Source organism: Cellulomonas sp. P1_G12_2 (genome assembly GCF_056405535.1).
Genome location: NZ_JBFUBX010000011.1, coordinates 1 through 20,555, shown reverse-complemented (window position 1 = coordinate 20,555; position 20,555 = coordinate 1). Strand labels below are relative to the sequence as shown.

The window sequence follows — 20,555 nt, the reverse complement described above, 5'->3', positions numbered from 1 at the left end:
ACCCCGCGTGACACCGCAGGACGCCCGGAAGCGGGCGGTCACCACGTCGTCGGGAAGAGCGTCCCCGTGGTCCCCGAGGGGGCGACACCGAGCTCGCTGAGCGTGTAGCCGGCCACGTCCCGGAACACCGGCGCCGCGACCGTCCCCCCGTAGACCGAGGTCCGAGGGTTGTGCAGGATCACGGCGACCGCGATGCGCGGGTTGTCGGCCGGGGCGACGCCGATGAACGACGACGTGATGCCCTGGACACCGCCGACCCAGTTCTGCGCCGTCCCGGTCTTGCCTGCCACCTGGTACCCGGGGATCGCCGCGTTCGAGCCGGTGCCGTCGTCGACGACGCTCTGCATCATGGTGAGCACGGTCTTCGCGGTCTCCGGCGAGACCACCTGGGTCGTCGCGGGCGCCTCGGCGGGCGTGTAGGTGCCGTCCGGCGACGTCCAGCCCTTGATGATGTGCGGCTGTACGCGCACGCCGCCGTTCGCGATCGTGGCGAACACCTGCGTGGCCTGGACCGCCGTGACCGAGACCGCCTGCCCGAACAGCACGGCGAACTTGTCGCGGCGCTGCCAGGAGTCGACCGGGTGCAGGATGCCGTTGGACTCCCCCGGCATCTCGATGCCGGTCTTCGCGCCGAAGCCGAACTTGGACAGGTAGTCGAACCGGGTCTGGACGGGCAGGTTCTGGCCGATCATCACGGTGCCCGTGTTCGACGACTCCGCCAGGACGCCGGTGGTGGTCAGGCGCAGCAGACCGTGCTCGTGCGAGTCCTTGAACGTCTCGTGGCCGTCCGGGGAGTACGTGTACGGCACCTCCCACTGCGTGAGCGGGTCGGCGATCTTGTTGTCGAGGATGGCCGCCATCGTGATGACCTTGCCGGTCGAGCCGGGCTCGAACACGTCGGAGACCGCGCTGGACAGCGAGCCGGACGCCTCGCCGGGGTGGTTGGGGTCCACGGAGCCGGAGTCGGCGAGCGCGTAGATCTCCCCCGTCTTCGTGTCCATGACGATCAGCGACCCGGAGTCCGCACCGGTGGCGGCGACCTGGGCGTCGAGCGCCGACTGCGCCTTCCACTGCACGTCGGACAGGAGGGTCAGCTGCAGCGAGTCGCCCTGCGTCGCCGGGGTGTCCTGCGAGTACCCGCCGGGGATCGCCTGCCCCTTGCGCCCGCTCTCGTACGTCTCGCTGCCGGCCGTGCCCGTCAGGCGCGGGTTGAGCGACGCCTCGAGGCCCGCCAGCCCCACGCCGTTGGAGTTGACGAACCCGATGACGTTCCCCGCCAGCGTGCCGTTCGGGTAGACCCGCTCGGCCACCCGGTCCACGTTCACGCCGCTGAGCCCGAGCTTGCGGACCTCCCGGGCGACCTCCGGCAGCACGCCCTTGCGGATGTAGACGAACTGACGGTCGCCGACGAGCGAGCCACCGAGCTCGGCGGCGTTCATGTCGAGCAGGGGCGCCAGGATCGCGGCGACGCCGGCCGGCCCGTCCGGGACGGGCGGGTTGAGCGTGCCCCGGAAGTCGGCGACGAGCTTCTGGTTCACCGAGATGTCGTAGCGCTCGACGGAGGTGGCCAGCGGCTTGCCGTCGGCGTCCGTGATCTCGCCGCGCCCGCCCAGGAGCGACACCGAGATGAGCCGGGAGTTGCGCGCCTCCTCGGCGATGGCGGACCCACGCAGCCCCTGGACGTAGACCAGGCGCCCGCCGAAGACGGCGAGCGCCAGGACCACGAGGACGGTGAGGAAGGCCATGCGACGGCGCGAGCCCGGCCGCACGGGCCCGGCCGGTGGTCTGCCGCCGCGGGTGCCGGGCGGGACGACGACCGTCCGCGGGCCTGCCGGCGGCCGCTGCCGCGGGACCGTCGTCCCGGTCGCGCGGTTGGCCGGCACGGGTCGACGGGTCTGCTCGGTGCGGGCGCGCGGGCGTACCGAGCCGGGGACGGGACCCGTCATCCGCCGGCTCCGGCCGGCTCGGGGGCGCCCTGCACGCTGCCGTCGGCGAGCCGGAGCCAGCCGGTGCCGTTGGTGGGCACCATGCCGAGTGCGCTGGCCGCGGCGGCGAGCTGCGTGGGCGAGGCCTTGGCGTCCAGCTCCGCCGTCAGGCCCAGCGCGTCCTGGTTGAGCCGGCCCAGCTCGTTGGACAGGTCGTACTTGGCGTACGCGCTCGCCGCCATCGAGGTGTTGAGCAGCAGTGCGGACAGGAGCGCACCGGCGAGGACGGCCATGCAGGCAAGGATGAACGGCACACGTGTCCTGGCGTGCTCCGGCGCGCGGACGACGCGAAGTCGGGGTGCCGGGGCTGCCTTGGGGCGGGCCGGGGTCGGGTAGGCGCGAGCGGTGCTCACTCGGGCAGCGGACTGGGCGCTCATGCTGCCCTCCTTCCGGTCGGACGTGGCGTCAGGTGGTCAGGGGTGGGACGGGTGCGCTCGGCTGCGCGGAGCCGGACGGACTGCGACCGGGGGTTGTGCGCCAGCTCGGCCTCGTCGGCCTCCTCGGCGCCGCGCGTCACGAGGCGCAGGAACGGTGCGTGGGTCTCCGGCTCGACCGGCAGGTCCGGCGGGGCGCTCGACGTCGCCCCGACGGCCAGCGCGCGCTTCACCGCCCGGTCCTCGAGCGAGTGGTACGACTCGACGACGATCCGGCCGCCCACGGCGAGCGCCTCGATCGACTGCGGCAGCGCGCGCTCCAGCACCTCGATCTCGCCGTTCACCTCGATGCGCAGCGCCTGGAAGGTGCGCTTGGCCGGGTTGCCGCCGGTCTTGCGCGTGGCTGCGGGGATGTTGGCGCGCACGATGCTCACCAGCTCCCCGGTGCTCTCCAGAGGACGCCGGGCGCGCTGCGCGACGATGGCCCGGGCGATGCGCGGTGCGAACCGCTCCTCGCCGTAGACGCGCAGGATGCGCGCGAGCTCGCGCTCGTCGTAGGTGTTGAGCACGTCCGCCGCCGTCTGCCCGGTGGTCGCGTCCATCCGCATGTCCAGGGGGGCGTCGGCCGAGTAGGAGAAGCCGCGCTCGCGCTCGTCCAGCTGCAGGGACGACACGCCGAGGTCCATGAGGACGCCCTGCACCGCGGGGATGCCCAGCGAGTCCAGGACGTCGTTGATCTCGTCGTAGACCGCGTGCACGCCGGTGAACCGGTCGCCGAACGGCGCGAGCCGCCTGCCCGCGAGCTCCAGCGCCTGGGTGTCGCGGTCGATGCCGACCACCCGCACGTGCGGGAACGCCTGCAGGATGCCCTCGGTGTGGCCACCCATCCCCAGGGTCGAGTCGACCATGACCGGGCTCTCGACGTCGAAGGCCGGGGCCAGCAGGTCGAGGCAGCGCTGCAGCAGCACCGGGGTGTGCCGGGAGGCCGCGTCGTCAGACGTGTGCTCGGTCATCGCTGCTCCCCTCCCCAGGTGGCACGAATGGTGTGGTCGGGCGGCCCCTCCGCCGTCCGACCAGATCCCCCACCGACCCTCTGCCACCGGGGAAGTGCGGCAGAGATTCGGGAGGAGGTCTCACCGGGCGGCCCGTGGGCCAGTGCGTCTAGAAGGGACCGTTCGGGAAGACCTCCTCCGCGGTGTCGGCGTAGCCGGCCTCCTGCTCGGCCAGGTACGTCTCCCACGCGGTGAGGTCCCAGATCTCGACCCGGGTGCCGGTGCCGATGACGGCGACGTCGCGCTCGAGCCCCGCGTACTTGCGGAGCATGGGCGGGATGGAGATGCGGCCCTGCTTGTCGGGCAGCTCGTCCGAGGCGCCCGACAGGAAGACGCGCAGGTAGTCGCGGCCCTGCCGGCTGGTCACCGGCGCCTGCCGCAGCTGGTCGTGCATGCGCTGGAACTCCTGCATCGGGAGCAGGAAGAGGCACCGCTCCTGGCCGCGCGTCATGACCAGTCCAGGGGCGAGCTGACCACGGAACTTGGCCGGGAGGATGAGCCGGCCCTTCTCGTCGAGCCGTGGGGTGTACGTCCCGAGAAAGGGCGCGAACGAGCCGAAGACGCCGGCGGACGACTCATGCGTCACCCCGCCTCCTCCCGGTCCCTCGCTGCATGTCGTGGTGCGACATTCCCCGCCTCACCACGTGCCTCCACGGTACTCCACTTCACTCCACCTGCCACCGGAGATCCGCATGATTCACCCGATCGAGAGTACAAAACCGCAGGTCAGAACCGTGGAGCGAAGTGGAGGGAGGTTCGGCCCCCGAGCATCGTCGGGGCGTGTCGAGGCACGTTCAACCAGCCCGATTCCGGAGGGATCGGACGAATCGCCGCCGGTCCGGGCGCCTTCGCCGCTCGACCGGGTGGGTGGTGGAGCGAAGTGGGGGGCCGATGGGCGATGAACTGAGGGCGCCCGACCTTTAGGCTCGGACCCAGATCCGCCAAAGGAGGCGTCATGCTGCAGGCCGTCCCGTCCACGAGTGAGCTCGAGGACGTCGTCGACATCACCACGAGGATGCGCACCGCCGTGGAGGGGGTCGTCACCGGCCGCCCCGAGCTCGTGCGCGTCACGGTCGCCGTGCTGCTCGCCGAAGGGCACCTGCTGCTCGAGGACGTCCCGGGGGTCGGCAAGACGACGCTCGCCAAGGCGCTGGCCAAGACCATCGACTGCACCGTCGGCCGGATCCAGTTCACGCCGGACCTGCTGCCCTCGGACCTCACCGGCGTGAACATCTTCCGGTCGCAGACCCACGAGTTCGAGTTCCGGCCCGGTCCCGTCTTCGCGCACGTCGTGATCGGCGACGAGATCAACCGGGCCTCGCCCAAGACGCAGTCCGCACTGCTGGAGTGCATGCAGGAGGCGCAGGCGACCGTCGACGGCCGCACCTACCCGCTGCCGCGGCCGTTCCTGGTCGTCGCCACCCAGAACCCCGTCGAGATGGAGGGCACCTACCCCCTCCCCGAGGCGCAGCGCGACCGGTTCATGGCCCGGCTGACCGTGGGCTACCCGAGCATCGAGTCCGAGCTCGACATGCTCGACCTGCAGGAGACGTCGGACCCGCTGGACACCCTGCGGCCCGTCACCGACGCCGCGCAGGTCAAGGCGCTCATCGAGACCACGCGCCGGCTCTACGCCGCGCCCGGCATCAAGCGGTACGTCGTGGATCTCGTCACCGCCACCCGCGAGGACCCGGGCCTGCGGCTCGGCGCCTCCCCGCGCGCCGCCATCCAGCTGCTCCGTGCCGCCAAGTCCCTCGCCGCCATGGACGGCCGGGACCACGTGCTGCCCGACGACGTGCAGCAGCTGGGCGTCCCCGTGCTCGCGCACCGCCTGCTGCCGAGCACCGAGTCGCGCCTGTCCGGCCGCAGCACGTCGGACATCGTCGCCGACATCCTCGACCGCATCCCGCTCCCGTCGACGGCGGGCACCGCGCGTTCGCGACGCGCGACCGGCTGATGCGACTCCGTCCCACACCCCGAGGCTGGGCGCTCGCAGGCGCGGGCATCGTCGCGCTGCAGCTCGGCGTCGTGCTCGGGGCGGTCGACCTGGTGCGCATCGGCACGCTCGCGCTCCTGCTCGTCGTCGCGGCGGCAGTCGGCGTCGGCGTGCTCGACCCCGGTCGCGGCAAGCACCGGCTCAACGTCCAGCGGCGCGCCCGGCCGAACCCCGTGCACGCGGGCGACGAGGCACAGATCGAGGTCGTCATCGCGGCCGCCGATCCCGCCGCGCGCGTGCGGCTGGCAGGGCTGAAGTTCGCCGAGCAGGCCGCCACCGAGCTGTCCGGCGGACGCCCGCTGCGCGCCCGGGTGACACGCGCGCCGCGCCGCGTGACCGTGACGTACGCCGTGCAGGCCGCGCGACGCGGCCGCTGGCCGCTGGGTCCGCTCGTGGTCACCCGCAGCGACCCGTTCGGCGTGGTGCGCACGTCGGCGACCCTCGGCGACCAGGCCGAGGTGTCGGTGTGGCCGGCCGTGGTGCCGCTCCCCACCCCGAGCGACGTGCTCGTGGGCGAGCCGGACCGGGTGGCCCTGGGCGCGCGGAGCCCCTCGACCGACGACGCCTCGCTGCGGGACTACCGCGAGGGCGACGACCTGCGCCGCGTGCACTGGAGCAGCAGCGCCCGCAAGGGCGCCCTCATGGTCCGCTCGGACGAGCGCGCCGGCATGCGGCCCGTCTCGGTCCTGCTCGACCTGCCCGCGCGGGTCGCCAGCCTGGAGTGGTCGATCTCACTGGCCGCGTCCATGTCGCTGGCCATGCTCGACGGTGGCCACCCGGTCCGGCTCGTCAGCGGCCTGCGCGACAACGCCAGCCCGTACCCGCTCGCCTTCGTGCACGACCGCTCCGGACCCGGTGCCCGCAGCGCGGTGCTGGACCGCACCATCGACCTCGAGGCACCGCGCACGGCCGCCCAGGGCGAGGCCGAGCTCGTCGCGGCCGCCCACCTGCTGCACACCAGCGACGCCGGCGGGGAGATCGTCCTGGCCGTCCTCGGCCCGCTCGGCGCGTCCGCCCGTGCCGCGCTCGCGCACGTCGCCGACACCGCTCAGGCCTGGGCCGTCGTGCGCGCCGACACCCCCGCGCACGAGGCGGAGGCCGAGCACACCATGAAGGCCCTGCGTCGAGCCGGCTGGCGTGCCTGCAAGGTGACACCGGGCGAGCCGATCGTGGACTGCTGGCTGCGTCTGCTGGGGTCGGCCCAGTGAGCGGGCGCACGCTCCGCATCCCCCGCGGACCCCGGTCGGCGCTGGGGTCGGCCCTCTGCGCGGCCGCGACCTGCGCCAGCCTCTTCGCGCTCACCGGTCTGATCGTGCGCGGCAGCTGGCTCGTCGCCACGTGGCTGATCGTCCTGGTCGTCGCAGCGGTCGTCGTCGGTGTCCGTGCCGTCACGCGGTCCTGGTGGGCGCCCACGCTCGCCGGGACGATCGTCGCCGCCGCCATCGTGCTCGTCCGGTACGGGGCTCCCCCGGGGCGGCTGCAGGTCCTGCCGGACTCCGGGTCGTTCGACCGGACGCTCGCGACCGCGCGCGAGGGCGTCGCGGTCATCAACGCGTCCCTCGTGCCCATGGCCGGGGTCCGTCCCGCCGAGCTGCTCGTGGTCGTCGGGGCCGTCTCGGTCTTCCTGCTGGCGGACCTCGTCGCGATCGGGCTGGGTGCGCCGGCACTGTCCGGTGTCGCGTTCGCGGGGCTGTGGGTGCCCGCGATCATCCTGGGCTTCCCGGCCAGCGGCTGGGCGATCGCCTGGACGGCCTTCTTCTACCTCCTGCTGCTGGCGCTGAGCGCGGCCCCACCAACCGCCCACAGCGACCGTGCCCGGCGGACCTCCGTCGCGGTCCTGAGCTCGGCCTCGTTGATCGTCGCCACACTCCTGGCCGGCCCCGCCGTCGCGGCCTTCCCCGGGTGGGCGACCATGCGCATGCCCAGCTTCGGCACCGGTCCGGTCGGGCCGATGTCGCTGAGCGACAACCTCGACCTGCGCGAGAGCCTGGGCTCCCGGTCGGGCCAGGTCGTCCTGCGGTACACGGTCACCCCGGTGGTCACGGACGAGGGCGCCGAGCCCGCTCCCTCACCGAGCGCGGACACCAACGTCACCGCCAACGACGTCGGCCCCCTGCGCGCCTTCACGCTCACCACGTTCGACGGCCAGGAGTGGGACCGCTCGGACTCGCTCGAGCTCACCGGCTGGGACCCCTCGACGCTCCTGTCGTCGGACCCCACCATCCTCGGCACGTCCCCCGACGCGGACCGCGGGACCCTCGCCGACGTCCGGATCGAGGTGGACAACCTGCGCGAGCGCCGCCTCCCGGTGAGCACCTTCCCGCGCACCGTCGACGTGCGCGGCGGGTGGGAGTACGACCCCGGGCGCGACGAGGTCGTCGGTCGACGCGGCACGTTCGACGGCATGACCTACGCCATGCAGGTCGAGATCCCGTCCCTGACCAAGGAGGACCTGGTCGGCGCGGAGGTTGGCGACCCCGGTGACGACGGCGCCTCCCTCGAGGTGCCGCAGACCACGCACTCCGACGACATGTCCGCGCTCGCCCGCGAGATCACCGAGGGCTCCACCACGCCCTACGAGCAGGCGATGGCCCTGCAGACGTACTTCCGGGCGACGACGAACTTCACCTACGACACCCGCGTCGCACCCTCCCAGTCGGACGACGCCGTCTGGGACTTCCTGCAGTCCACCCGCGGCTACTGCGTGCAGTTCGCCACCTCGATGGCGATGATGGCCCGCTCGCTCGACATCCCCGCCCGGGTCGCGGTCGGCTTCCTGCCCGGTGAGTCGGACCGCAACGGCGGCTACGTCGTGTCCGGCCAGAAGTCGCACGCCTGGCCCGAGCTGTTCTTCGAGGGTTCCGGCTGGGTGCGGTTCGAGCCGACCCCAGGAGAGCAGACCGGCGCCCCGCCGCGCTGGAGCGACCCGTTCGTCGGCATCTCCGCCCCGGACCAGATCCCCGACGACCAGGTGCCCGTCCCCCTGCCCGGCGCGACCTCCTCCTCCGCGCCCGGCGGCGCGCAGTCCTCCGGCGGCGCCGAGGACGACGAGCAGGCCTGGCTGCCTGTGGCGGTCACCGTGGCGATCGTGCTGGCCGTGGCGTCGTTCGGGCTCGCCCTCATCCGGCGTCGCACCCGCTTCCGCGCGGACCTGACCCCCGAGCGTGCCTGGCTCCGCGCCCGGCGCCGGCTCGGTGCGCGCGGGGTCACCTGGACGGACGCCGAGACCCCGCGAACCGTCGTCGTCTCGGTGCAGGAGCAGCTGCGGCAGGCCGCCGGGTCGTCCCTGACGGGGTCGTCCGTCGACGCGCTCGAGTCGCTGGCGCGGACGGTCGAGCGCGACCTCTACGCGCCGGAGCAGCCCTCAGTGGACCCGGAGGTCCTCGCCGGGTGGGTGGACGAGCTGATGAGCGGGGTGGAGAGCCTGCTCAGTGACCGCTCTCGCCGCGGCGCCGCTCCCAGCGCTCCTCGAGACGGGACATGAGGCTGCTCTTGCGACGGGCCGGCGGCGTTGCCGGCTTGACCTGACCGTCGCTCTGGACCACGCCTCGCGGACCGGAACGGTGCCCGGACGCGCGCTGCGGCGCCGCGAAGGCGAACGCGACGGCAGCGAACATCACGACGAAGCCGATGACGCCGAGCCACGGGAGGCCGTTGGCCGCGCCGAGGACGAGCAGCAGCAGACCGACAGACGCACCAACTCCCGCGATGACGTATCGGCCGAACGGGCGATGCCCGCGCTGAGTCAGCGTGTTGGCGAGCCGCGGATCGTCAGAGGTCAACTGGCGTTCCATCTGCTCGAGCACGCGCTGCTCGTACTCCGAGAGAGGCATCCTGACCCCCGTTGTCAGCTATGTGGACCTGTCGTCCGGTTCAGGATAGATCCGCCGGAACGAAGGTGGTAGTCGAGCCGGAGGATACTCCTCCAGCCTGAGGAGCCCCGGCCCTGATCGCGGCCCCGCCGAACCGCTCGCGGACCCGGTCCATGGTCAGCTCCGCGTCCCGCCGGGCGCGGACGGGCTCGTCCGACGCCTCCTCGAGGGTGGGCTGGCGGATGGTCGACGCCGCACGGGACAGACCCTCGGCGCGCACCCCGACGAGTCGGACCGGAAGCCCTCCGAGATCGACGCCCGCGAGCAGCTCCCGCACGGCCAGGAACATCTCGCGCCCGACGTCCGTAGGGGTGACCAGCGTGCGCGACCGGGTGAGCGTCCGGAAGTCGGAGGTCCGGATCTTCACCGTGATCGTCCGCGTGACCAGGCCGTTCCTGCGCAGCCGGACCGCGCACCGGTCGGCGAGGTCCCGTGCCTTCTCCTGGACCACGGCGAGGTCGGCGACGTCGGTCAGGAACGTCTCCTCGGCGCCCAGCGAGCGCTCCTCGCGGCCCGGGCTGACCGGCCGCGGATCGCGACCCCACGACAGGTCGAACAGGTGCGAGCCCGCGACCTTGCCGACCGCGTGCTGCACCGTGGACACGTCGCTGTCGGCGAGCTGTGCCACCGTCCGGATACCGAAGCGCGCCAGGGCGGCCTCCGTCTTTTCACCCACCCCCCACAGTGCCCCGACCGGCAGCACCCGCAGGAACTCCACCGTCGCCGCCCGCGGGACGAGGAGGACGCCGTCCGGCTTGGCCTGGCCGGACGCGAGCTTGGCGACGAACTTGGTCGATCCGATGCCGACGGAGCACGTGATCCCGAACTGCTCCTGGACCTGCCGCCGGATCAGCCGGGCGATGACGGTGGGCGGCCCGAGGCGTCGGCGCGCGCCCGCCACGTCGAGGAAGGCCTCGTCGATGCTCACCTGCTCGACGAGCGCGGTGACGTCACCGAGCAGCTGCATCACGCCCGTGGAGACCTCGTGGTACGCGTGGTGGTCGGGCGGGACGACGATCGCCTGCGGGCACTGGCGCAGCGCGGTGGCCATCGGCATCGCCGAGTGCACGCCGAACGCCCGGGCCTCGTAGGTCGCCGCCAGGACCACGCTGCGCGCCGCGCCACCGACGATCACCGGCAGGCCCCTGAGCTGCGGCCGACGAGCCAGCTCCACCGACGCGAAGAACGCGTCCATGTCGACGTGCAGGATCGAGCAGCCGACCTCCTCGCGACCCCAGTCGCGCCTGGCCTCGGCCGACCGGGGTCCGCGACTCATGGCTGCACGAGGTCGTCGGACCCGCCGACTGGCTGATCGGCGCTGCTCATGACGCCCGCTGGGCACGCATGCGCAGGGTCCGGCCGGCAACGGCGTCGACGCCACCGTGGACGAGCTCACGTGCCGCGTCGACGAAGTCCTCCGCCGCGCACACGGCCTCCTCGGCCCGCTCCGGACCCACCAGCTCGAACCGCCCCGCGTCGACCGCCGACCGCAAGGGCGCGGCCTCCGCGAAGTAGGTCGTCCACGACCCCAGCTCCGGAGCCACCGCCCCGAGCATGCTCCACACCGTGCGCGGCGCCCGGCGCCCCGACGGCGTGCCCCGGAGGGCGACCACGGCGGCTCCTGCCCGCAGCGCGGCGAGGTGCGCGTGCGAGAGCTGCTCCCACGGCTCGGACGAGAACTGCGCCGCGAGCAGCTCGGCGTCGGCACGGCCCAGGAGGTCCAGCACGCGGGCGGGAGTCGGCACCGCCGGGCTCGTCACGTCCCGACCACCGTGCTGCTCGAGCTGCTGCTGCATCCCGCCGTCCCCTTCCTGTGCCCTCGGATCCATCATCGAACACCTGTTCGATTCCGTCAAGCCCGTCGGAGCCCCGTAGCGTGAGCCTCATGGCTGCCCGCGACCGCTCCGCCCGACGCAGCACAGCCTCGCACCGGCCACCCACACGCTCGGCCGCCCGGGCGCCCTGGCCGACGGGCCCGGTCACGATCCCCACCGGAACCGTCGAGCTGACCCGTGACCTCGACGATCCCGACGGCGTGACCGTGCTGGTCAACGGCGTGCCCAGCTCCTACCTGGACCTGGCGGACCCGACGCGCCTGGTGTTCGAGTACATGCAGCAGATGGCGGCGGTGATCGAGCGGTACGGCGACGTCGGCGGTCCGATCGACGTCGTCCACCTGGGTGCCGCAGGCTGCGCGCTCGCGCGGGCGGTCGACGCGAGCCGGCCCGGATCGCGACAGCTGGCCATCGAGCTCGACACCGTGCTGCCGGAGCTCGTCCGCGGCTGGTTCGACCTCCCCCGCGCCCCCGCCCTGCGGATCCGCGCGGGCGACGCGCGCGCCGAGCTCGCGCGACTGGCCGACGCGTCCGCGGACGTCGTCGTCCGCGACGTCTTCGCCGGCGACACCACCCCTGGGCACGTCCGCACCCGGGAGATGGTGGCGCTGGTGACGCGGGTGCTCCGACCCGGGGGCGTGTACCTGGCCAACTGCGCCGACCGTCCGCCCCTGGCCGGCGCCCGCGCCGAGGTCGCGACCCTGCGCGAGGCGTTCGCCGACGTGGCCGTGATCGCCGAGCCGGGCCTCCTGCGCGGACGGGGCTACGGCAACGTCGTGCTCGCCGCGACCGACGACCCGGACCTGCTCGGCTCGGCGGCGCTGGCCCGCGCCGTCCGCAGCCTGCCCGCGCCCGCGCGACTCCTGCACGGCACCGAGGTGACCGCGTTCATGGGGACCGCCAGGCCCCTGGACGACCCTCCGGCATGACGAAGGGCCGCACCCCCTGCGGGATGCGGCCCTTCGCGCGGTCGTCCGATCAGATCGGGCGGACGCTCTCGGCCTGCGGGCCCTTGGCGCCCTGCGTGATCTCGAACTCGACGCGCTGGCCCTCGTCGAGGCTGCGGTAGCCCGAGGAGTCGATCGCGGAGTAGTGGACGAAGACGTCGGCCCCGCCGCCGTCCTGGGCGATGAACCCGAAGCCCTTCTCAGCGTTGAACCACTTGACAGCACCCTGTGCCATGTTCGTTTCCTTCTGTCCCACCGGTGACGGCGCTGGCCTTCTGCCTGCGCCGTGCCGCAATGCCTCACGTCCTGCACCGGGTGGCCCAGCCGCGGACGGCTGGTCGGAACCGACCCCGGGCCGAAGCCCGGATGACGACACCGGTCAAGCAAGCCGGTCAAGCGAGTACGTCACTGCAACGTGTGCATCCTTACATCGGGCCTGGCGGCGGCGCCATGCTTTCGCCCCGTCGGCTCACGCGGTTTGACAACGATCTGGTAAAGGCCACGCCTCAGGCGGGGCCGCTCTCGTCGCCCTGCTGGGCCAGGAAGCGCTCGAACTCGGCACCGAGCTCGTCCGCGGTCGGCAGGTCGGTGGACCCAGCGAGCAGGCTCGTGCGACCGATGTTCCGGGTGAAGGAGTCGTACTGCTCCTCCAGGGCGTGCACCACCGCGGCGACGTCCTCCGACCCGGTGACCTGCCGCTGGATCTCCTGCATGGCCTCCTCCGCCGCCGGGGTCAGCGACGCGACGTGCAGGTCCAGGCCCGTCGCCCGCTCGACGTTGGTCAGCGCCGCCTGGCTGGCCTGCGGGAACGCGGACTGCGCGAGGTAGTGCGGGACGTGCACGGCGAAGCCGACGGCGTCGTGCCCGGACTGGCCGAGGCGCAGCTCGAGCAGCGCGCTCGCGCTGGCGGGCACCTGGACGGTGCCGAACCACGAGGTGTGGTCGGCCACGAGCTCAGGACGCGTCGCGTGGGCGGTGACGGACAGCGGCCGGGTGTGCGGGATGCCCATCGGGATCCCGTGCAGACCGACCGTCAGCGGGACGTCGAAGCGCTCGACGATCTGCCGCACGGCGGCGACGTACCGCTCCCACTGGACGTCGGGCTCGACGCCGTGCAGGAGCAGGAACGGGACGCCGGCGGCGTCCTGCACCAGGTCGACCACCAGCTCGGGGTCCGCGTAGGACGACCACGTGGTCTGGTCGAACGTCATGACCGGCCGCCGCGACCGGTAGTCCAGCAGCTGGTCGACGTCGAAGGTCGCCAGTCGCGTGGTGGGCAGCTCGTCGACCAGGTGCTCCGCGGCCAGCTGGCCGGCGTTGCCTGCGTCGACGAACCCGCGCACGGCGTGCACGAGCACGGGACCGGCGCCGTTCACCGACCGCGCCTCGACCTGGGCGGCGACCTCGGGGTCGACGTCGTAGATCTCGCTCGGGTTCAGCATGGGGGTGCGCTCACTTCCGTCCGGGTTACCGGGGACAACACGCACCCGCCGTGAGTTCTTCCCGCGTCACCGGCCAGGCAGGCGCACGACCTCGACGAAGAACTCGTCGATCTGGCGGACGACCTCGATGAACCGGTCGAAGTCCACGGGCTTGGTGACGTAGGCGTTGGCGTGCAGCGAGTAGCTGCGGACCACGTCCTCCTCCGCCTCGGAGGTGGTGAGCACGACGACCGGGATCGACCGCAGGGCGTCGTCGGCCTTCAGGGCCTGCAGGACCTCGCGCCCGTCCATCTTCGGCAGGTTGAGGTCGAGCAGGACGAGGTCGGGCGTCGGGGCGTCGGCGTGCTCGCCCTCCTTGCGGAGGAACTGCAGGGCGCTCACGCCGTCGGAGACGACCGAGAGGCGGTTGCGGAGCTTGTTGTCCTCGAACGCCTCCCGGGTCATGAGCACGTCGCCCGGGTCGTCCTCCACGAGGAGGACGTCGATGATCTTGGTGCTGTTCGGCACGCGGAACTCTCTTTCAGCTGCTCACGTCGTCGGCGGCCGGCAGCGTCCAGCGGATGCTGGTCCCCTCGCCGTCGGGCTGCTCGATCCAGATGCGACCGCCGTGGAACTCGACGATCTTCTTGCACAACGAGAGACCGATCCCGGTGCCCTCGTAGACGTCCTTGGCATGCAGTCGCTGGAAGATGACGAACACCCGTTCCGCGTACTGCTGGTCGATGCCGATGCCGTTGTCTCGACACTCGAGCTCCCAGGAGTCTGCCACGCGCCGTGCGCTGACGTGGACCGAGGGAGTCCGGTGCGGGTCGCGGAACTTGATCGCGTTGCCCACCAGGTTCTGGAACAGCTGGACCAGCAGCGGCTCCTCGCCGCGGACGACTGGGAGCTCGTCGTGCGTCACCACGGCGCCCGACTCCGCGATCGCCTCACTGAGGTTGTCGACCCCGCGCGCGAGCGCGGAGGCCAGGTCCACGTCGGTGACCTCTCCCCCGACGCGCCCGACGCGCGAGAAGCCCAGCAGGTCCTGGATGAGCTGCTGCATGCGCTTGGCGCCGTCGACCGCGAACCCGATGTACTGGTCGGCACGCTCGTCCATCTGCCCGCCGTAGCGCTTCTGCAGCAGCTGGGTGAAGCTCGCGATCTTGCGCAGCGGCTCCTGCAGGTCGTGGGACGCCACGTAGGCGAACTGCTCGAGGTCGCGGTTGGACCGCCGGAGCTCCTCGGCCTGCTCGGTGAGCAGCTCGTGGGCCAGCGCGATCTCGGACCGCGACGACTCGAGCACCTGGACCTGGTCCACCAGCGCGACGCGCATCCGCTCGATGTCTCCCGCGAGCGCGGCGATCTCCCCCGGACCCACCCCGGCGACAGGGTGCGTCAGGTCGCCCGACGAGACCGCGCGGGCGTCGGCCGCCAACGAGTCCAGCGGCTCGAGGATCCAGCGCCGGAGCGTGACCCACAGAGCGATGCCGAGGGCCACCGCCGCCAGGACGAGCAGCGCCACGGTCCCCGCCCCCACCAGCGTCCAGAAGGCCAGCTCGTCGACCGCGTCGGACCGCCGGTCCCGCAGCAGGTCGATGTAGTCCTCCGCGGCGGCGCGCGCGTCGTCGAAGAGCACCCGGCCCTGCTCGATCTCGTCCGTGGTGACCGACCCGACCCCGTTGGTGCGCACCTCCTCCATCACCGGGACGGCGAACTCCTCGTTCCAGCGCCGGCCCGCGTCCGCGGCCGCCTGCGCGGCGGCGGCCAGCCGCTCGTCGCCGCTCTGCGTCTCACGCTCGGCGAGCGTGCGGAACGAGAGGTCGTCCGCCGTCGCCCGCTCGTACGGCTCGAGCGTGATGGGGTCACCGGTGAGCGCGAACCCGCGCACGGCCGTCTCCGCGTCGACCAGCTGGATGAACGCACCGTCCGCCTGGGTGATCGCCGTGAAGTACGTCTGGGTCACGGCGTCCTGGCGGTCGAAGAGCCGCAGCAGGACGAACACGGTGCCCACGAGGACGACGGCGAGGCCGATCCCGGTCGCGATGATCGCGATACGCAGGCGTCGGCGCAGCGTCGAGGGACGCCCCGCGGGCGTCGGGGCAGCGGTCACGCACGCCACCCGAGCACCACGACCGCGGCATCGTCGACGAGGTCGCCGCCGTGCAGCTGACGCACGTCGTGCAGCACGCGCTCGACGAGGTCGCCCTGCGCCGCGACGGCGACGTCCACCACGCGCAGCAGCCCGGTCTTGCCGAGGCGGTCGGACCCGTCGCCGATCGTGGCCTCGAGCACGCCGTCGGTGTAGAGCAGGATGCGCCACGACGGACCGAGCTCGAGCCTGACCGGCTCCCAGCCACCCGAGACCGGGATGCCGAGCGCGCGACCGCGGCCGTGCGTGGGCAGGAGGGTCGAGGGGGCGCCCAGCAGCAGGGGCACGGGGTGCCCGGCCAGGTAGAGGTCCACCGTCGAACGGTCCGCGGAGACGTCCAGCATCGACACCGTCGTGAAGATCTCGGGGCGCGCGCGCTCGGAGATCAGCACGCGTTCGAGCAGGCCGAGGATGTCGGCCGTGGGGATCTCCGCGAGCACCAGGGTCCGCCACGCGGTCCGCAGCGTGGCGCCCAGCGCGGCCTCGTCGGGCCCGTGCCCGCAGACGTCGCCGACGAGCGCGAGGACCGATCCGTCCGAGCGCTCGACCACGTCGTAGAAGTCGCCTCCGAGCACACCGTCGCGGCCCGCGCGGTAGCCCACCCGCACCTCGAGCCGCTGGTCGACCACGGACGGGGTGGGCAGCAGGGCGCGCTCGAGGCGGTTGACCTCCTCGGCGCGCACGAGGCTCCGGTACAGGGCGCGGTCGGTGTCCTCGAGCCGGCGCCGCTGGATCGCGTACCGCAACGACCGGCCGAGCAGCTCGCCGTCGACCTCGCCCTTGACCAGGTAGTCCTGGGCACCCGCGGCCACCGCCTGGAGCCCGATGTCCGAGCCGGCGAGCCCGGTGAGCACCACGACGGCCGGCGCACCGGCGGCGAGCAGGCGCTCGAGCGCACCGATGCCCATGGCGTCCGGCAGGCCGAGGTCCAGGAGCACGAGGTCCACGTGCAGGTTGTCGATGGCCTGGTCCAGGGTGCGGACCCACGACAGAGCGACGTCCAGTCCCGCGTCCGCGAGGTGCTCGCGGACCAGGATCGCGTCGCCCTCGTCGTCCTCCACCAGCAGCAGGCGGATCGGTGCGGGGGCCACCGCGGTGGCGCGACGTGTGTCGTCGGCCGCCGTGCGTGCGTCGCTCAACGGGCCTCTCCTCCCGACTGTTCACCCGCCAGTTCTCGACAGGTCACCCGAAGCGTAGGGTGCGCGTCCCGGTGCTGCTCGCCATCTCACCCGCTCCTGACGGGGGCCCACCCGGTCGGGCGTGTGCGAGAGGGCTGCGGACGTCGGATAATGGACGGCCGCTCCGTGCCCTGCGTCGTGCCTCGACGCTCGCTGGGGCGGCGCGTACGCACGGCCGGGGGCACCCGGCGGAACGGAGATCGCCCAGGTGGCAGGCATGGACAACGAGCTGGCGGTCGAGCAGCGAGTCGTCGACCAGCTGTACGGCCGGCTCGACGACCTCCGCGCGCAGACACGGGCCAGGCTGGCCGACGTGCGCCGGGAGGGCCCCTCGGGCTCCCCGCAGAACCGCAGCGAGCGGGACGCGTTCGCCACGCTCTACGAGGACCGGATCGCCCAGCTCGAGGCTGTGGAGGAGCGTCTCGTCTTCGGTCGGCTCGACCTCGACGACGACACCCGCCGCTACATCGGCCGGCTCGGCCTCACGGACACGGAGCAGACCCAGCTCCTCACCGACTGGCGCGCCCCGGCCGCGCAGGCCTTCTACCGGGCCACCGCCGCGCACCCCGACGGCGTCGTCCGCCGTCGCCACGTGGTCACCCGCGGGCGCAGCGTGACCAGCGTCGAGGACGAGGTCCTCGACCTGGACCTGCTGACGGACGACTCCGGGGCGCGCCTGAGCGGGCTCTCCGGGGAGGGTGCGCTGCTGGCCGGCCTCGCCGCGGGCCGCACCGGCCGGATGGGTGACATCGTCGCCACGATCCAGGGCGAGCAGGACGCGATCATCCGCTCCGAGCTGGGTGGCGCGCTCGTCGTGCAGGGTGGGCCGGGCACGGGCAAGACAGCCGTCGCGCTGCACCGCGCCGCCTACCTGCTGTACGCGCACCGGCGCATGCTCGAGCGCTCGGGTGTCCTGCTCGTCGGGCCCAGTCGCACGTTCCTGCGGTACATCGACCAGGTGCTCCCCTCGCTCGGCGAGACCGGTGTCGTCACGACGACCATCGCGGAGCTGTACCCCGGCATCCAGGCGACGGCGACGGAGGACGAGGCTGTCGCCGAGCTGAAGGGCCGTGCCCTGTGGGCGCAGGTCGTCGCCCGGGCGGTGCGTGACCGGGAGCGGATCCCCGCGCAGCCTGTGCACGTCCGCGTCGACGGCCACGACCTGGTCATCCGGCCGAACGAGATCGCGTCGGCCATGGCGCGCGCCAGGCGCAACCACAAGCCGCACAACCAGGCGCGCGTCTCGTTCGTGCGCGACATGCTCGGTCGGCTCGCCGAGCAGTACGTGCTCCAGCTCGGCCAGGAGGTGCCGTCCGACGAGCGAGGCGAGATCGTCGAGGAACTGCGGACCACGCGCGAGATCCGGGTCGCCCTCAACCTGGCCTGGATGCCCGTCACCCCCCAGAAGCTCGTCTCGGACCTCTGGTCGAAGCCGCATCGGCTCGCCTCCGCGGCCCCCCAGCTCACCGAGCGCGAGCGCGCGATGCTCGTGCGCGACCCGGACGCGCCCTGGACCCCCGCAGACGTGCCGATCCTGGACGAGGCGGCGGAGCTGCTCGGCGAGGACGACCAGGCCGCCCGTGCCGAGGCCCGCGCCGCCGCGGACCGGCGCACCTCGGAGCTCGCCTACGCCCGCCAGGTGCTGGAGTCCACGGGCAGCGCCGGGATGGTCTCCGCGGAGATGCTCGCCGACAGGTTCGCGACGACGGGCCCGACGCTCACCACCGCCGAGCGCGCAGCGGCCGACCGGTCGTGGACCTACGGGCACGTCGTGGTCGACGAGGCGCAGGAGCTCTCCGCGATGGCGTGGCGGTCCCTGCTGCGCCGGGTCCCGACGAGGTCGCTGACCATCGTCGGTGACGTCGCGCAGACCACCGCGACCGCGGGCGCCCGCAGCTGGGCGGCGCAGCTGGACCCCGTGCTGCGCTCGTCGTGGCGGATGAACGAGCTCACGGTCAACTACCGGACCCCGGCGGAGGTCGCCGACACCGCGCGGCGGGTGGCCGTCGCGGCACACCTGCCCGTGAGCGCGCTGACGTCCGCCCGCGAGGTCGACGACTCCCTGGTCGTCGAACGGACGGCTGACGTCGTGGCCGCCGTGGCCGAGCGGACCGAGAAGCTCGTCGCCGAGGTCACCGACTCCTCGGGCGCCGGGCGGATCGCCGTGATCGCGGTGGACGGGCGTATTGCCGCCATCGGCGACGCCCTGCGCGCGGCGGGGCTGCGGCCGGCACTCGGGACCGGCACGAGCGCGGCCGACCTCGACGCCCCGCTCGTCGTGCTCAGCCCGCGGGAGGCCAAGGGCCTGGAGTTCGACGTCGTCGTGCTCGTCGAGCCGGCCGAGGTGATCGAGGCGAGCGCGGGCGACCTGTACGTCGCGATGACCCGGCCGACCCGCGCGCTGCACGTGCTGCACGACCGGCCGCTCCCCCGCGGTTGGGTCTCCGAGGGCTGACCGGCCGTCTCACGCGTGTCCGAGGGCCGGACCGCTGTGGGCCCCGGCGGCTGTGAGGCGCACCATAGGGGCGTGCTGAAGGCCCTGCTGCTCGAGAACCTCCACCCCCAGGCTCGCTCGATCCTCGAGACGGCCGGCTTCGACGTGACGACCCGCACCGGGGCGCTCGACGAGGCCGAGCTCGTCGAGGCGCTCGACGGCGTCCACCTGCTGGGCATCCGCTCCAAGACGCACGTCACCGCGGAGGTGCTCGCGCAGTCTCCGTCGCTGGTCGCCATCGGGGCGTACTGCATCGGGACCAACCAGATCGACCTGGCCGAGGCAGCCTCGCGCGGCGTCGCGACGTTCAACGCGCCGTTCTCCAACACGCGTTCCGTCGTGGAGATCGCGATCGCGGACATCATCTCGCTGACCCGTCGGCAGACCGAGCTCGACCGCGCCATGCACGACGGCATCTGGAACAAGTCGGCCACCGGTGCGCACGAGATCCGCGGCCGCACGCTCGGCATCATCGGCTACGGCAACATCGGCACGCAGCTGTCGGTGCTGGCGGAGAACCTCGGCATGTCGGTCGTGTTCTACGACACCGCCGAGAAGCTCGCGCTGGGCAACGCGCGCCGGATGCACACGCTCGACGAGCTGCTCGAGGCCTCGGACATCGTGACCCTGCACGTCGACGGCCGCAGCGGTAACGCGGGGCTGTTCGGCGCCAAGCAGCTCGCGCAGATGCGGCCCGGCGCCGTGTTCCTCAACCTCTCGCGCGGGTTCGTCGTCGACTACGCCGCCCTGCGCGACGCGATCGTCTCGGGACACGTGGCCGGTGCGGCCGTCGACGTGTTCCCGGTGGAGCCCAAGCGCAAGGGTGACCCCTTCGAGTCCGAGCTGCGGGGGCTGCCCAACGTCATCCTCACGCCGCACACCGGCGGGTCCACCGAGGAGGCGCAGGAGGCCATCGGCCAGTTCGTGTCCAACAAGGTGCGCGACTACCTGGCCACGGGGTCGACCACGCTGAGCGTCAACCTGCCGAACCTCGCGCTCGAGCAGCAGCCCGGCGTGCACCGTCTCGCGTACCTGCACCGCAACGTCCCGGGTGTGCTGGCCGCGGTCAACGCGACCCTCGCCGAGCACGGGGTGAACATCGAGGGCCAGCTCCTCGCCACCCGCGGCGAGCTGGGCTACGTGGTCACCGACGCCGGAGCGCGCGTCGAGGACGCCGTGATCGAGGCCCTGTCGTCGCGCCCGGAGTCCGTGCGCCTGCGCCTCCTGTCCTGACCACGCAGAGAAGGGG

General features: G+C 72.9%; 18 protein-coding genes. 6 read left to right on the top strand and 12 right to left on the bottom strand.

Annotated features, from left to right (window positions below; translation table 11 throughout):
- Positions 1-38: 38 nt before the first annotated feature.
- From AC1DXT_RS20230 to mraZ, 4 genes are all read right to left on the bottom strand, one after another.
- Complete coding sequence (locus AC1DXT_RS20230; RefSeq protein WP_477063074.1) at positions 39-1,946, bottom strand: peptidoglycan D,D-transpeptidase FtsI family protein; 1,908 nt, start codon at positions 1,944-1,946, stop codon at positions 39-41.
- Positions 1,943-2,362, bottom strand: coding sequence for a cell division protein FtsL (gene ftsL / locus AC1DXT_RS20225; protein ID WP_477063073.1), 420 nt, complete (start codon positions 2,360-2,362; stop codon positions 1,943-1,945). The genes AC1DXT_RS20230 and ftsL overlap by 4 nt, the downstream gene beginning before the upstream one ends.
- Complete coding sequence (gene rsmH, locus AC1DXT_RS20220; protein ID WP_477063072.1) at positions 2,359-3,372, bottom strand: 16S rRNA (cytosine(1402)-N(4))-methyltransferase RsmH; 1,014 nt, start codon at positions 3,370-3,372, stop codon at positions 2,359-2,361. Before rsmH ends, ftsL begins: the two co-directional genes overlap by 4 nt.
- Positions 3,373-3,520: 148 nt before the next feature.
- The gene (mraZ, locus tag AC1DXT_RS20215; protein ID WP_477063071.1) at positions 3,521-3,997 is read right to left on the bottom strand and encodes a division/cell wall cluster transcriptional repressor MraZ; all 477 of its coding nucleotides are present in this window, start codon (positions 3,995-3,997) and stop codon (positions 3,521-3,523) included.
- Between the two features lie 369 nt (positions 3,998-4,366).
- Between mraZ and AC1DXT_RS20210 the strand changes: the two genes are divergently transcribed.
- The 3 genes from AC1DXT_RS20210 to AC1DXT_RS20200 are packed head-to-tail and all read left to right on the top strand — an operon-like array spanning position 4,367 to position 8,891.
- Positions 4,367-5,368 carry an AAA family ATPase gene (locus AC1DXT_RS20210; protein ID WP_477063070.1) on the top strand — a complete coding sequence of 334 codons (1,002 nt, stop codon included), beginning with the start codon at positions 4,367-4,369 and terminating at the stop codon, positions 5,366-5,368.
- Positions 5,368-6,615: a DUF58 domain-containing protein gene (locus AC1DXT_RS20205; protein ID WP_477063069.1), complete on the top strand. Its 1,248-nt coding sequence runs from the start codon at positions 5,368-5,370 to the stop codon at positions 6,613-6,615. Before AC1DXT_RS20210 ends, AC1DXT_RS20205 begins: the two co-directional genes overlap by 1 nt.
- Positions 6,612-8,891: a transglutaminase TgpA family protein gene (locus tag AC1DXT_RS20200; RefSeq protein WP_477063068.1), complete on the top strand. Its 2,280-nt coding sequence runs from the start codon at positions 6,612-6,614 to the stop codon at positions 8,889-8,891. Before AC1DXT_RS20205 ends, AC1DXT_RS20200 begins: the two co-directional genes overlap by 4 nt.
- On the opposite strand, the gene AC1DXT_RS20195 is transcribed toward AC1DXT_RS20200, so the two are convergent.
- Genes AC1DXT_RS20195 through AC1DXT_RS20185 form a run of 3 tightly spaced genes read right to left on the bottom strand, consistent with a single transcriptional unit; the run spans position 8,836 to position 11,075 of the window.
- Positions 8,836-9,240, bottom strand: a complete 405-nt coding sequence (locus AC1DXT_RS20195) for a DUF3040 domain-containing protein (RefSeq protein WP_477063067.1) — start codon at positions 9,238-9,240, stop codon at positions 8,836-8,838. The two genes, AC1DXT_RS20200 and AC1DXT_RS20195, sit on opposite strands and share 56 nt — an antisense overlap.
- Before the next feature lie 40 nt (positions 9,241-9,280).
- Positions 9,281-10,555 carry a DNA polymerase IV gene (dinB, locus tag AC1DXT_RS20190; protein WP_477063066.1) on the bottom strand — a complete coding sequence of 425 codons (1,275 nt, stop codon included), beginning with the start codon at positions 10,553-10,555 and terminating at the stop codon, positions 9,281-9,283.
- A gap of 46 nt (positions 10,556-10,601) precedes the next feature.
- Positions 10,602-11,075, bottom strand: a complete 474-nt coding sequence (locus AC1DXT_RS20185; RefSeq protein WP_477063065.1) for an SAV_6107 family HEPN domain-containing protein — start codon at positions 11,073-11,075, stop codon at positions 10,602-10,604.
- An 89-nt stretch (positions 11,076-11,164) separates the two neighbouring features.
- Between AC1DXT_RS20185 and AC1DXT_RS20180 the strand changes: the two genes are divergently transcribed.
- Positions 11,165-12,043 carry a spermidine synthase gene (locus tag AC1DXT_RS20180; RefSeq protein ID WP_477063064.1) on the top strand — a complete coding sequence of 293 codons (879 nt, stop codon included), beginning with the start codon at positions 11,165-11,167 and terminating at the stop codon, positions 12,041-12,043.
- A 49-nt stretch (positions 12,044-12,092) separates the two neighbouring features.
- Here AC1DXT_RS20180 and AC1DXT_RS20175 read toward each other — a convergent pair whose 3' ends face one another.
- The 5 genes from AC1DXT_RS20175 to AC1DXT_RS20155 form a co-directional block, all read right to left on the bottom strand.
- Complete coding sequence (locus AC1DXT_RS20175; protein ID WP_055921997.1) at positions 12,093-12,296, bottom strand: cold-shock protein; 204 nt, start codon at positions 12,294-12,296, stop codon at positions 12,093-12,095.
- A gap of 271 nt (positions 12,297-12,567) precedes the next feature.
- Positions 12,568-13,503 carry a PAC2 family protein gene (locus tag AC1DXT_RS20170; RefSeq protein ID WP_477063063.1) on the bottom strand — a complete coding sequence of 312 codons (936 nt, stop codon included), beginning with the start codon at positions 13,501-13,503 and terminating at the stop codon, positions 12,568-12,570.
- Positions 13,504-13,569: 66 nt separating this feature from the next.
- Entirely contained in the window at positions 13,570-14,010 is a 441-nt protein-coding gene (locus AC1DXT_RS20165; protein WP_056093373.1) for a response regulator, read from the bottom strand.
- Between the two features lie 13 nt (positions 14,011-14,023).
- The gene (locus AC1DXT_RS20160; RefSeq protein WP_477063062.1) at positions 14,024-15,595 is read right to left on the bottom strand and encodes a sensor histidine kinase; all 1,572 of its coding nucleotides are present in this window, start codon (positions 15,593-15,595) and stop codon (positions 14,024-14,026) included.
- On the bottom strand, positions 15,592-16,773 hold the full coding sequence (locus AC1DXT_RS20155) for a PP2C family protein-serine/threonine phosphatase (protein WP_477063061.1): 1,182 nt from the start codon (positions 16,771-16,773) through the stop codon (positions 15,592-15,594). Before AC1DXT_RS20155 ends, AC1DXT_RS20160 begins: the two co-directional genes overlap by 4 nt.
- A gap of 256 nt (positions 16,774-17,029) precedes the next feature.
- On the opposite strand from AC1DXT_RS20155, the gene AC1DXT_RS20150 reads away from it, so the two are divergent.
- Together AC1DXT_RS20150 and serA are read left to right on the top strand one after the other, a co-directional pair.
- Complete coding sequence (locus tag AC1DXT_RS20150; protein ID WP_477063060.1) at positions 17,030-19,267, top strand: HelD family protein; 2,238 nt, start codon at positions 17,030-17,032, stop codon at positions 19,265-19,267.
- A gap of 72 nt (positions 19,268-19,339) precedes the next feature.
- Entirely contained in the window at positions 19,340-20,539 is a 1,200-nt protein-coding gene (gene serA, locus AC1DXT_RS20145) for a phosphoglycerate dehydrogenase (RefSeq protein ID WP_477063059.1), read from the top strand.
- Positions 20,540-20,555 lie beyond the last annotated feature (16 nt).